Here is a 922-nt window from a genome sequence, read left to right as displayed (position 1 = left end):
ACTTTTATGCTGTTTAGTTTATCCGCCCCTTAGGGATATAACGCTTACGGCTTTGCAAGATGCTTTTTTTCAAGTAAGTGTATTTGTAGCAGCAACCTTATATATCTATTACCACCTAATTGAGCGCATACCTCAGCTAGAACTTAGTTATTTAGCAAATAAATCCCCTACTTTAGAAATATTTTTTGCAGCATTGTTAGGTGCATTACCTGGCTGCGGGGGCGCAATCATCGTAGTAACGCAATTTACCAAAGGCCAAGCCAGTTTTGGTGCTATTGTTGGAGTATTAACCGCGACTATGGGCGATGCCGCATTTTTACTGTTGGCAACAAAGCCTATTGAAGGACTCATAATTATGGCTATTGGTTTAGTTGTCGGAGTTACCAGTGGTGTTTTAGTCAATATTATTCATAAAAAAGATTACCTACGCCCTAATGCCAGTGACCAGTTAGCCGATTGCGTAACACAACCGACCAAAGCAGTAAGATTGAGTAAGTCAGTATGGAAAGTGGCGATTATCCCAAGTCTAATAGTCGCTATATTAATTGCCTTAAATACTGACTTTAATGCTTTTTCGCCAAAGCTTACGCAAATGATAACCTTCTTTGGTGCACTAATGGCCATGCTCGCAGTAACAACGTGGGCTTTTTCTTCAAAAGGAAAAAGCTATCAAGATGTCGCTTCAGAAGAAGAGTGCCCAAGCCCCCCATCGACTTTGTATAAAGTACTTCAAGATACTCATTTTGTAACAGCTTGGGTAGTTGTCTCGTTTATGTTATTTGAGATATTGGTTAATTTCTTTGGTTTTGATCTTAAGCTCTGGTTTAGCCATTATGTTTATTTAGCGCCGCTGATAGCGGTACTAATTGGCTTCTTACCCGGTTGTGGCCCTCAAATTATTGTTACAACCTTATATATACAG

At 39.6% G+C, this 922-nt stretch carries 1 protein-coding gene; it reads left to right on the top strand.

Annotation, left to right across the window (positions count from 1 at the left end):
* The coding region (locus ACT3RM_RS18000; protein ID WP_444511531.1) for a putative manganese transporter at window positions 1-922 on the top strand (922 nt) is incomplete at both ends.

The organism is Pseudoalteromonas sp. AOP7-A1-14, from assembly GCF_052376275.1.
Taxonomy (GTDB): Bacteria; Pseudomonadota; Gammaproteobacteria; order Enterobacterales; family Alteromonadaceae; genus Pseudoalteromonas.
The sequence above is the reverse complement of the archived record's forward strand: the minus strand, read 5'-3'. Positions and strand labels throughout refer to the sequence as shown.